The organism is Streptomyces lushanensis (assembly GCF_001700515.1).
Lineage (GTDB): Bacteria > Actinomycetota > Actinomycetes > Streptomycetales > Streptomycetaceae > Streptomyces > Streptomyces lushanensis.
The window spans coordinates 1-11,621 of sequence record NZ_MAUD01000402.1; the positions used below are offsets into that span (position 1 = coordinate 1).

At 72.1% G+C, this 11,621-nt stretch carries 11 protein-coding genes; 3 read left to right on the forward strand and 8 right to left on the reverse strand.

Going from position 1 to position 11,621, the window contains the following annotated elements; all coding sequences use genetic code 11:
* The coding region (locus tag BFF77_RS36330; protein ID WP_211280327.1) for a hypothetical protein at positions 1-338 on the reverse strand (338 nt) is incomplete at its 3' end.
* Between BFF77_RS36330 and BFF77_RS27730 the strand changes: the two genes are divergently transcribed.
* Complete coding sequence (locus BFF77_RS27730) at positions 328-561, forward strand: chaplin (RefSeq protein WP_066955076.1); 234 nt, start codon at positions 328-330, stop codon at positions 559-561. The two genes, BFF77_RS36330 and BFF77_RS27730, sit on opposite strands and share 11 nt — an antisense overlap.
* 91 nt (positions 562-652) lie before the next feature.
* A complete protein-coding gene (locus tag BFF77_RS27735) occupies positions 653-1,648 on the forward strand; it encodes a chaplin (protein ID WP_066955079.1) in 996 nt (331 codons plus the stop codon).
* Positions 1,649-1,788: 140 nt separating this feature from the next.
* Here the strand turns inward: BFF77_RS27735 and BFF77_RS27740 are convergent, their stop codons facing one another.
* Both BFF77_RS27740 and BFF77_RS27745 read right to left on the reverse strand, forming a co-directional pair.
* Positions 1,789-3,078, reverse strand: coding sequence for an NAD(P)-binding domain-containing protein (locus BFF77_RS27740; protein ID WP_066955082.1), 1,290 nt, complete (start codon positions 3,076-3,078; stop codon positions 1,789-1,791).
* Between the two features lie 107 nt (positions 3,079-3,185).
* Positions 3,186-4,571 carry a carboxylate--amine ligase gene (locus tag BFF77_RS27745; RefSeq protein ID WP_066955085.1) on the reverse strand — a complete coding sequence of 462 codons (1,386 nt, stop codon included), beginning with the start codon at positions 4,569-4,571 and terminating at the stop codon, positions 3,186-3,188.
* A 177-nt stretch (positions 4,572-4,748) separates the two neighbouring features.
* Here BFF77_RS27745 and BFF77_RS27750 point away from each other — a divergent pair, with 177 nt between their 5' ends.
* Positions 4,749-6,035, forward strand: coding sequence for a glycoside hydrolase family 26 protein (locus tag BFF77_RS27750; protein WP_066955088.1), 1,287 nt, complete (start codon positions 4,749-4,751; stop codon positions 6,033-6,035).
* Positions 6,036-6,060: 25 nt separating this feature from the next.
* Here BFF77_RS27750 and BFF77_RS27755 read toward each other — a convergent pair whose 3' ends face one another.
* The 5 genes from BFF77_RS27755 to BFF77_RS27775 all read right to left on the reverse strand — a co-directional run.
* A complete protein-coding gene (locus BFF77_RS27755; protein WP_425424435.1) occupies positions 6,061-7,203 on the reverse strand; it encodes a GNAT family N-acetyltransferase in 1,143 nt (380 codons plus the stop codon).
* A 119-nt stretch (positions 7,204-7,322) separates the two neighbouring features.
* Positions 7,323-7,985 (reverse strand): YveK family protein, encoded by a 663-nt coding sequence (locus BFF77_RS27760; protein ID WP_066955091.1) that lies wholly within the window; start codon positions 7,983-7,985, stop codon positions 7,323-7,325.
* On the reverse strand, positions 7,982-9,187 hold the full coding sequence (locus BFF77_RS27765) for a glycosyltransferase (RefSeq protein WP_066955094.1): 1,206 nt from the start codon (positions 9,185-9,187) through the stop codon (positions 7,982-7,984). The genes BFF77_RS27760 and BFF77_RS27765 overlap by 4 nt, the downstream gene beginning before the upstream one ends.
* Complete coding sequence (locus tag BFF77_RS27770) at positions 9,184-9,927, reverse strand: polysaccharide deacetylase family protein (RefSeq protein WP_079125548.1); 744 nt, start codon at positions 9,925-9,927, stop codon at positions 9,184-9,186. Before BFF77_RS27770 ends, BFF77_RS27765 begins: the two co-directional genes overlap by 4 nt.
* A 31-nt stretch (positions 9,928-9,958) precedes the next feature.
* On the reverse strand, positions 9,959-11,621 hold a 1,663-nt coding region (locus tag BFF77_RS27775; protein ID WP_066955100.1), incomplete at its 5' end, for a lipid II flippase MurJ.

The window sequence follows — 11,621 nt, forward strand, 5'->3', positions numbered from 1 at the left end:
GAGCCGCTGTCGCACATCCTGAACGACATCCCGGTCCTGTCCGGGAACGGCGCCGGCAACAGCTGACCGGCACCGCGCACCACCGCCCGAAGAGCGTTCCGGCCCGTCGCCGTATTCCACGGAAAGCCCCTTCTTACGCAGAAACGAAAATCCCGAATCCCTTCACGCGGCAATCGAGTGAACCGGAGAAAGCCATAAAACAGGACAGTTTCCTTGGCAAGGGCCAACTCGTTGGTGTTCCAGCAGCGGACGTACGGGCCGAGAATTCGATGCTCGCGTGCCACGACAGTCGTGCGAACGGGAACGCCGCTGCGGAAAGGGCTCACGATGAAGTGCAAGAAGACCGCAACCGTCGTCGCAGGTCTGCTCATGACGATGGGGGCCGCGGCCCCGGCCATGGCCGACGCCGAAGCCGAGGGCATCGCCGCCGGTTCTCCCGGCGTGCTCTCGGGCAATGTCATTCAGGTTCCCGTCCACGTCCCCATCAATCTGTGCGGTAACACGATCGACATCATCGCCCTGCTGAACCCCGCCTTCGGCAACACCTGCGTCAACGCCTGACGTTGCGCGCCCGGTCCCGAAGCGCGGGGTTCCCCTGCTTCGGGACCGGTCTCAGTAGGCCCCGATGTCACAGCAGGAGGAGAAGAGATAGATGCGAGACCTCATCAGTAAAGGGCTGCTCGCCGCCGCGGCGGCGTCGAGCGTGCTCTCCCTGGGCGGTGGCCATGCCATCGCGGTGGAGAGCGACGGGGTGGCCGCCGGATCACCGGGTGTGCTGTCGGGCAATACTGTCCAGGCACCCATTGAGGTCCCGGTCAATGTCTGCGGGAACACCGTGGACGTCGTCGGAGTGGGCAATCCCGCCTTCGGCAACGGCTGTGTCAGTACATCGGGCCGGCCGAGACACTCGGCGGCGCACGGGGGATCCTCGTCGCACCCGCAGTCGCACCCTGACCACCGCGCTCCCGAGCGGCACGACGACCGGGCGCCCTCCGTCCCGGAAGGGCCGGACCACGCACCGGTGGCCCCGCCGGAGGACACGCCCGCCCGCGTCCCGCAGCGGCACGAGACACACCCGCACAAGCAGGCGCACCCGCACCGGCAGACCACCGGCACCGGCGCCGCCGCGAGCGCCGTCGCCAAGGGATCGCCGGGTGTGGGCTCGGGCAATATCGTCCAGGTGCCGCTCGACGTCCCGCTGAACGTCTGCGGCAACTCCGTCGATCTGGTCGGTGTGCTCAACCCGGCGTTCGGCAACCGGTGCGCGAACGGGGCGCCGGTGGCCCTTCCCGGCCTCCCGCTGGAGCCGCAGTTCCCGGAGACTCCCGGAACGCCCGGCGTTCCCGAGACGCCCGAGACGCCCGGCACGCCCGAGACTCCCGGCACGCCCGGCACTCCCGGAGGCGACGAGCCGGGCGACGGTACGGACAGGACCCCGCCCGTGCCGGGCGCACCGCCGGGCGGCAAGGTCGTTCCCGACACGGTCACTCCCGCCGCGCCTTCCGGGCCCGGCTCTCCCGCCCCGGTCGCGGAACTCGCCTCCACCGGCAGCGACGGCGGCCTTCTCGGCATGGCGGCGCTGAGCGCGGGCCTGCTGCTCGGCGGCGGCATCCTGTACCGCCGCGGCACCGCGCGCGCCCGCCGCTGACAGCGGCCGGCAGCGGCCGGCAGCGGCTGACCCACGGCTGACCACGGCCGGCGGCGGACGGTCGACGTGTCCGGCCGGCCGGGAGAATCGCGGCGGATCCTCCCGGCCGGCGGACCGGCCGGACTGCTTTTGACGCCACCTCAGCTCAGCAGTGACTTCCCGGCCGTTGCCGGCATCGGCTGCGAGGCCGGCGACGCCTGCCGCTGCCGGACGGTACCGAGCGATCCGCCGCGCGATCCGAGCCGGCGCCGCACTCCCCGTACCAGCCGCTCGGCCGTGTACGTGGCCCCGTAGACGAAGCGCATCGACGGGCCGAACGACGGCGCGCTCAGCAGCCCGGCGACGAAGAGCCCCGGATGCGAGGACTCGAAGAGCGGGCTCGCCTCGGGCGCGGTGCTGGGAGAGACCGTCGCCAGCCCGGCCCGCAGCTCGCCGTCGAGCAGACCGAGCCGTTCCAGTCCCGGGGTGAATCCGGTGGCGGCGATGACATGGTCCGTCTCCACGGTCTGCACCCTGCCTGTGGTGGCGACCAGTTCGAGCCGTACGCCGCCGTTGTCCGTCGGGTCCGCGCTCGCCAGGCTCTCGCTCAGCCTGACGTCCACCGCCGACTCGAACCGCTCCCGCAGCCACCACGCGCCCGCCGGTCCCAGCGCCGAGGTGAAGACACGCGCCCGGGTCGGGGCGGGAAGCCGGCGGAAGAGGCCCGGGGTCTCCGCGTAGAGCCAGTTCTTCCATCCGCAGCCGAGTCCGGTGTGCGGCATACGGACCGTCTCCCTGACCGGGCGGTCCAGCGGCGGCGGCAGCGTGTTCCAGTTGAGCCTGCCCGACCGGGCCACCACCCTGACGCTCGTGCCCTGTTCGGCGAGGAGCGCGGCGGTCTCCAGAGCCGCCTGGCCCGCTCCGATGACGGTCACGTCCCGTCCCACGAAACGCGTCAGATCCGCGTGGTGGCTGCTGTGCGTCACCTGCTCCCGCGTCAGCGCGTGCAGCGGCGCGGGAATGTCGATGAAGGGCATCACCCCGACCGCCAGCGCGACCGTGCGGGCGAGCACGCTCTCGCCGTCCTCGGTGGAGAGCCGGAATCCGCCCAGGACGGGCTGGACGGCCGTGATCATACGTTCGTCGACGGGCGGCGCCGCGCGCTCCGCGAACCACAGTCCGTACGAGGCGAAGAAGCCGACCGGCAGCGGAACGCCGTGCCGTACCTCCGCTCCCCGGGTGGCGGCGTAGTCGGCCAGACCGAACGCGCCCTGCGGATCGCAGAGATTCGACGCCCACGGTTCGGACTTCAGATACATCCCGGGCGGCATATGGTCCCGCCACGAGGCCATCGGCCTGCCGAAGACCCGTAGATCGAGTCCGGCCGCCGCGGCGTGCGCGGCGATGGAGAGTCCGTAGGGGCCTGCGCCCACCACTACCAGGTCGTACATCAATGTGTTCCGCTCTCTGTGCCGGGGTGGTCAGTCGGGGGGATCAGTCGGGTCGGTTCAGGTGGATGACGGTCCGTCGGCGGGCCGCGCCCAGGGCGCGCCGGTCCTCACGGCCGGTGCGGCGCCGGGACGCCCTGCGCGGCGGCGGGGCTGCGCCCCCGCCTGAGCACCGGGGTCGTCCTCGGCAGCGCGGGATCGTGGCGGCCGGACTCCCCTCCGCGCCGGTCGGTCGCGATGCCGCCGAGCAGACGCCCGAGCCCGCGCCGTCCTCTGCGTACCGCGTGCAGCCCCCAGGCGACGGCCATGGCGTACGCGGGCCGCGGATCGTCCAGCGCGAACCACGCGGCCTCCATCGCCGGGGACCGCTCCGCGGCGCCGGGCCTCCCGCCGCCCTGGACTGCGGCGCGACCGGTGCGCCGCGCGCGGACCGAGGGCTGGGCGGTGAGCGCCGACAGCAGCGCGTAGTTCTCGACCACGAAGGTCCTGCCGTGCGCGGCGGTCTGTACGGGAACGGCCCGGCCGGTGAGATCGAGATGCAGCGCCCGTACGACATCGGTGCCCGACCGGTCCGTGAAGAGCCGGAACTGCGCGCCGGGCCTGGGGTTGAAGTCGAGGAGGTGGTAGGCGCCCGTCGCGGTGTCCCGGCGGAAGTCGAGATCGAGAATCCCTCGGTAGCCGAGCGCGGAGACCATCTGACGGGCCGTCCGCTCCACGGACGGATTGGGCAGCCAGGTGCCCACGGCGGTCAGACCGGCCCCGGCCGGCCAGGATCTCTCCTTGCGGCCGGCCGCCCCGACCAGGCACTCGCCGCCGGCGCCGCTGTATCCGTGGAAGAACCAGTCCAGTCCCCGGCCGTGCGGCAGGAACTCCTGGAGCAGCAGTCTGCTGCCCGCCTCCGCGCTGCGTCCGTACAGCTCACGGGCCTCGCCGGCGGAGCGTACGAGCACGGTGCTGCGCAGCCCGGCCGCCTCGGGAAGGAGCCACGGTCTGCTCCACTTCGCCACCACCGGCAGCCCGAGCGCACCCGTGGCGTCCGCCGCCTCCGCCGCGCAGCCGGGCATCACCGTGCGCGGGTGCGGGATGCCGAGCTCCCGGCAGATGCCGACCAGCTCCGCCTTGTCCGCGACGCGCTCCGGCAGCCCTGACGGCTGTTCAGGCAGCAAATAACGGCCGGTCAGACGGGACTGGAGCTGTCCCACGGTGATGGCGCTCAGATCGTCCATGGGAATCAGCACGGCCGGTGTGCCGAGCCGGTCGGAGACCTGGAACAGCAGTCGCTGAATCTCCGCCAGATCCCGGCAGCCGTCGGGTCTTGGGTGGGTACGGCGCAGATAACGGGAGTGGCCGACGGGTCCGCGCGCGGCCTCGACCACCGTGTGCACCTCGATCCCGGCCCGGCCGAGAGACCGGACGGCGCCCAGCGTCCCGTGGTGGAAAGGGTTCTGGTCGAGCCTCATGAGTACGGCGGGAACACGGGTGTCAAAGCTCGGCACAGCGGTGTCCTTCCATTCGACGGCCCAATTCGATGGCCCAAGCGGGGGATGAAATTCACGAACGGACTACCAGAACGCCAGGCCGGGTTCTCGTTCGGCTCATTAGAAATACTTTTGAAGGAGCGTGACCACGGCTCGCGGCCACGGAAGAGAGCTCAACTCGCAAGGAGCTTGTATATGTCCCATCGACGTCGCCGGCTGACCGCCACGTGTCTGGGTGTGGTCATGGCCGGTCTCCTTTCCTCGGGTGCGGCGCTGTCCGCTCCCGGTGACGCGAAAGATCCGGACGCGGCGGCCACGCACAGGCCGCCGCAGGCACCCGCTCCCGCGACCGGCGCCTATCTCGACTTCGGCCCGAAGGGCGTCGAACGCATGGCCGCCATGCAGAAATGGCTGGGCGGTACGGAACTGCGCGTCGGGCACAGCTATCTGCCCGGGGACGTGTGGTCCAACATCGAGGGCGCCCCGAATTTCCTGGCGGACTGGGCCCAGTGGCGAAAGGCGCGGGACGACCGGCTGTTCGTGCTCAACGTCCCCATGCTGGAGCGCACCGAGGACCGTGTCCGTGACGCGCACGTCCGCCGTGAGCTGTTCAAGGGCGCGGCGGGCCTGTACGACGAGCACTTCAGGACCCTGGCGCGACGCCTGGTCGGCCTCGGCGTCCCGGACACGGTGATCGTGCTCGGCTGGGAGATGAACGGAAACACCTACACCCACCGCTGCGGGCCCGCGCCGATGGCGTGGAAGCGGTACTGGCAGCGCATCGTCACCGCCATGCGCGCGGTACCGGGCCAGAAATTCCGTTTCGACTTCGCGCCCAACCGGGGACTGGACGACATTCCCTGGACCGCGTGTTACCCGGGCGACGGCTTCGTGGACATCATGGGCATGGATTCGTACGACCAGCCGCCGGGCCGGACCTTCGACGAACAGGTCGGGGAGCCCTTCGGACTCCGCCACCATGTGAACTTCGCCGCCGCGCATGGAAAGGTGATCTCCTATCCGGAGTGGGGCCTCTTCCGTAACGGTGACAACCCCGAGTACATGCGACGCATGCTCCAGTGGATCGACACGTACAAACCGCTCTACAACACCGTCACCGACTACTGTCCGCACGGCGTGTGGCAGTGCGACGAGAATCCCGAGTCGTCGAAGGTGTACCGGTCCATGCTCTACGGCCGGGCGCCGGAACCGGCGCCGACACCCACACCGACACCCACTCCGGCGCCCACACCCACTCCGACGCCGACCCCGGCGGCCGGCGGGACCCCGGCGCCGGAGCCCGCTCCGGCGCCGACGGCCACACCGACGGCCACCCCGGCAGCCGCGCCGGGGCCCGCTCCGGCACCGGAGCCCGCTCGTCCGCCGGCCTGTACGCCGATGGACCTCGGTCCCTGGATCGAGCGGTGGCTCGGCGGCAAGGTCTGCATGCCACTCACCTGGTGGCGCAGACTCGGCTCCTGAGTCCGGCCCCGCGGCCTTCGAGGGCTCAGTCCCGCCGCATCCGCTTGACCAGCGCGGCGGCCCGTCCCCGGGCCGCCGCGTGTCCGATCAGCAGCCGCAGCGAAGGCTCCAGACAGGGCCGGGAGAGCAGATACCGCTGATTGCGCACGGTCTCCGGGCGCCAGTGGTGCTTGTACGGCTCGTTGCCGCGCAGCATGCTCAGCGTGGTGCGCCCGCTCCCGCTGATCTGCCGCGCGCCGCTGCGCAGCAGCATGGTGGCCACATCCACCTTTCTGGCGCGCAGCCCGGGATCGGCTCCGTACAGATAGCCGCCCGCCAGCGTCCCCGACATCAGGGTGAGATCCGCCGCGAGCACCTCTCCGGCCAGCAGGAATTCGGTCAGGCGGGCGTCGCCGGACCCGGCCATCGCCCGTACCGACCGGCTGAGGTGCTCCGCGAAGCGCGTACTGAGATGCTCGGCGGTGACACCTCGGCCCTGCCACTGGAGCCGGTGCAGCTCCAGCAGCCGGGCGACCGCGAGCGGGATCTCGTCCTCGGGCACCACCCGCTCGTCGATACCGAGCGCGTCCAGCTTGCGCAGCTTGGCGCGGAAGCGCTGGGCGCGCGAGGAGGCGAGCCTGCCGAGCAGTTCGTCCATGGGGACGGCGGGCAGTTCGAGACAGACCGAGTCCGCCAGCCGCCGGCGCGGACCGCTCCAGCAGGCGACCACACGCTCCGCGGCGGCGCCCGGCCGTACCTCCCGCAGATCGATCACCGACGTACGGGCCACCTCGCGCAGGGCCCTGGCCAGCGCGGCCGACGCGGCCTCCGGCCGGCGGTCGTCGAGCAGGACGTCGGAGAAGTCGGAGATGGTCCCGCCGAGCGGTACGAGGACGGGAACGGGACGGTGGACCAGCATCAGCGGCGCCGCCGCCACCAACTGCCCGGCCCTGCGTACGAGAACGATCCGCAGCCGTCCGGGCGTGCCGTACGACACCCACCAGGAGTGCAGCCAGGCGTGGTTCTGGAACGGAGTGGCGTTACGGGAACGGCGGTGCAGCGCGTGCCAGTCCGGCGCGAGCGCGGCGAAGCGGCCCAGGTCCCGGCAGACCTCCGTGGTGAACACGGACCCGGAGACGGACGAGGCGGAGGGTGCCGAGGGGGAGGAGGAGAGGGACGTGGAAGACACGGAGGCCCCGGACGACGCGGAGGGGGCAGGGGACGCGGAGGGCGCCGGGGACACCGCGGCGGAGCGCGTGCGGGCCGCCGCCGCGGGCATACCGGTCACCCGTCTCGATTCGGTGTGCATCAGACTGTCTCCGGCTGTGGTTGGGATGCCGTCGCCGGGCCCGGGACGGTCACCTGGACCTGTTCGGCCCGCCGTCTCGGCCGCACCAGCAGACCGAGCCCGCCGAGCAGCCCGCCCGCGCTCGCGCCGACCAGGGCCGCCAGGGACGCGGACGCCGAGGCCGGGCTGGTCGGCTCGACCGCCCGGGAGAACTGGAGCACCCGTACCTGCGTACTTCCCTGCAGATGGGTGCCGTTGACGACCAGGGAGCGCGCGACGCCGTCCGCCATGTTCACGGCGGTCGCCGCCTCGGAGGAGGTCGCCGTCACGGAGATCATCGGCGCGTCCGGCGAAGTGGCCGTCCGCACGTTCTTCTTGAGGGTCTCCGCCGGCACACCGGACCAGACGGGCGCGTCACCGAGCAGCGCCACCTGGGAGGCGATCCGTCCGTACGCCGTCGCGAAGCCGAGAGCCGCGGCGGGATCGGACTTCTGCGTCGGTACGACCAGGACATAGCTGGTGGCCGTGTACTCGGGCGTACGGAGCAGTCCGTACGCGCCTCCGGCCAGCGCGCCGGTCAGCGCCGCCGCCGGAACGATCGCCCAGACGGGCAGCGCCTTCAGCCTCACCGACACCGGAACGCGCCGCGCGGCCCGGCGCCGCGGAGGACTCGACTGGTTCATGGGCAACTCACCTCTCGGGTGGGGGCCGTACCGCGCACGGCATGCCCGTACACCGTCATCAGTTGTTCGGCACTGTGGGAGATGTCGTAGTGGCGTGCCGCCCTGGGCACGGGCAGCCGGCGCGGCGCCCTCTCCTCGAACTGCCTCAGCTCGGCGACCAGTTCGGGCACGGAACCGCTGATCTGCCGGGCTCCCGGCGCGTCGTCGGCCGGCAGGTCGTGCAGCGCGGGACAGGTGACGTGCAGGACCGGCAGCCCGGCCGCGAGGGCCTCGACGACGGCGAGTCCGAAGGCCTCGTCGTAGGAGGTGGACACGAAGACGTCCATGGCGGCGAGCAGGGAGGGCAGATCGGGCGTGTGGGCGGGCTCCCGCGGATGTCCGTCCGGCGGCCCGTCCGGCGGCCCGCCCTGTGACGTCGCCGGGACGGCCCGCGGCGGATCCTCGCACGCGCCGTGCAGCAGGATCCGATGGGCCGCTCCCCACCGCCGCGCCAGCCGCCGCAGCCGCTCCTTCTCCGGTCCGTCGCCCACCAGAAGGAGCCGGGCGCCCGGCAGTTCGGCGACAGCCCGTACGAGCGTGTCGAAGCGCTTGCTGGGGGTCAGCCGTCCGACACCGCCCACCACGAAGGCGTCCAGCGGCAGCCCGAGACGGCTCCTGGCGGCGCGGCGTGCGTTCTCGTCGTAGGCGAAACGCCCGACGTCGATGCCGTTGGGCACGATCTGGATCCGGTCGTGGCGCACGCCCCAGCGCTCCAGCCGGCGCGCGACGGTGGCGGAGACGGCGACCGTCGTGGTGCCGAGGCGCTCGCCGGCGAGATAGAGCGCGCGGGCGCCGGTGGAGAGCTGTCTGCCCTCGATCTGCACGGCGCCCAGGGAGTGTTCGGTGGCCACGATGGTCCGTACGCCCGCGAGCCGGGCCGCGAACCGCCCGTACAGACAGGCCCGGTAGAGATGCGTGTGCACCAGGTCGTACCGCCCCTGCTTGACCAGCTTGGTCAGTCTGGGCAGCGCGCCGAGGTCCTTGTTGCCGGTCATGGCGAGGTCCGTGACCGGCACGCCGTCGGCGACGATGCCCTCCGCGACCGGACCGGGGTTGGTGAGGGTGACGACCTCGCTCTCGGTCGGCAGCCGGCTCAGCAGAAGCCGCAACTGCTGCTCGGCGCCGCCGATTCCGAGGCCCGTGATGATGTGCAGCACTCTCACGGTCCGGTCCTCCCGGCCGTGCCGACCAGGGCGTCGGTGTACGCGGTGCACTCCGCGGCCGGTACGGGCTCGCGGCGCCAGCGGTGCAGCCGCCGTTTGAGGTACAGCCGCGCTCCGGTGTCCTTCTCGCCGACATGGACGCGGGGCAGGGCGAGCATCCCGGTCAGCGGTCCGGGGCTGATGGCGCAGGCGTAGGTGTAGCCCGCGGCCCGTACGGCGTCGACGGCACGGGCGTCGACCGTGCCGTAGGGATAGCAGAAGCCGGTCACCTCGGCGCCGGTCAGGGCCCGGAGCAGTTCCCTGCTCCGCGCGGTCTCGGCGGCGAGCAGTTCGTCGTCGGCCCTGGTGAGATCGGTGTGGCGCAGTCCGTGGGAGCCGATCTCCATACCGGCCTCGGCGGCCTCACGGATACCGTCCGCGGTGAGCAGGGGCTTGCGGGGGCCGAGGCTGTCCCATTCGTTCGTACCGCCGAGACGGCCGGGCAGGACGAAGACGGTGGCGGTGAAGCCGTACCGGCGCAGCAGCGGTACGGCACGCTCCAGGAAGTCCGCGTATCCGTCGTCGAAGGTGAGTCCGACGAGTCCGGCGCCGCGGCCCTTCGCGCGTGCGCGCAGCAGCCGCTCCATGCCGACGCCGGTCAGTCCGCGCCGGCTCAGCCAGCGCAACTGCCTTTCGAGCCGGGCCGGTGAGACGGTCACCTGGTAGGGGTCGTCGGTGGTGTCGGCGACGGAGTGGTACATGGCTGCCCACAAGGGGCCTGGGGACACCGTGTCAGCGGACATGTGCGAGCTTTCGTGTGAGGGGGCGGAGGATGGTGTCGATCTCGGGCGCCTGAAGGGCGCGGGCGATGACGAGGAACACGGCGGCGACGGCCACACAGGCCGCCGCGGCGCCCAGTACGGGTGAGGGGATGAGGTTTCCGCAGAGCCAGCCGGAGCCGGTGGCCGCCGCGGCGGCGGAGCTGAGTTTGACCAGTCCGCCGGTCATGGAACGGATGTCGACGGGCACGCTGTGGCGGCCGACGCCGTGCAGCATCAGGGCGGCGGTGAGGGTGATGCCGAGGGCGTTGGCCGCGGCGATGCCGAGGACGCCCCAGACCTCGACCAGCAGGGCGCCCGCGCCCGTGGTCAGGGCGAGCCCGGTGAGCATGGCCAGTGCCGGGAACCAGAGCGGGCGCGCGGCGGAGAAGTAGCAGCGCACCAGCGCGCCGACGAGCGTGTGGCCGAGCAGACCGAGCGCGTAGACGCGCATCACATCGGCGGTCGCCGCCGTGTCGGCCCGGTCGAACGCGCCGCGCTGGAAGAGCACTTCGATGATCTGCGGCGCACAGGCGATCACGGTGGCGGCTCCGACCAGCACGATCATCCCGGCCAGCGCGAGATCGCGCTCGACCCGGCGCCGCGCCCGGTCGGTCTCGCCCGCCGCCATCGCGCGGGCGATCACCGGGAAGGTGACCGTGCACAGCATCATGGAGAGCGTCATCGGGATCTGCGCGACCTTCTGCGCGTAGTTGAGATGCGAGATGGCCCCGGCGGGCAGCGGCGCGGCGAGGAACCGCTCGATGAGGACCTGCGACTGCCTGCTGAGCGCGAAGACGACGACGGGCGCGAGCAGCGCGAGCGTGACGGGCGGTCCGCTCCCGCCGCCCTTCGTACCGCTGCCGGCCACCGGCCGGCGCTCCGTCAGTCTCCGCCACAGGAACGGCACCTGGACCAGCACCATCAGCACCCCGCCGAGCGCGACACCGGCGGCGGCGGCCCGTACTCCCCAGCGGTCGGTGACCACCAGCATCGTCGTGATGATGGCGGTGTTGTAAACGGCGTAGATCATCGCGGGTGCGAGAAAGCTGCCGTGCGCGCGCAGGGCCGCGCTGCAGTACCCGGCCATGCCGAAGGTGAAGGCGCAGGTCGCGGTCAGCCGGGTGCAGTCGACGGCCAGCCGCGGTTCGGGCAGACCGGGCGCGAGGACGGCCACCACCCAGGGCGCGGTGGCGATCAGCAGGGCCGCGCCCGCGCTGAGGGCGAGACAGAGCCGGGGCAGGGTCGTCCGCATGAGCAGCCGTACGGGATCCTGCCCGGGGGGCGGTTCGGCGGCCCTGCGGGCCAGCGCCAGACTGAAGGCCGGTACGAGGATGAGGGCCATGGCGTCCTCGATGAGGAGCGTGGCGGCGACCTCGGGGACGGTCCAGGCGACGAGGAAGGCGTCCGTGTCGGGACCGGCGCCGTAGAGATGGGCGATGGTCTGGTCGCGGAGGAGCCCGAGGAGGGCTCCGGCGGCGGTCAGCAGCGCGGTGAGAAACGCGGCCCGTGCCAGGAACCGTCCGGAGGAGAGGGCACCACGGGCGCCGGCACGCTCGTCGTCGTTGTCCGGCGCGGGCGGTGGCGCGGGCCGCGGTGGGGAGGACTGCGCAGGGGAGGACTGCGCAGTCCTCCCC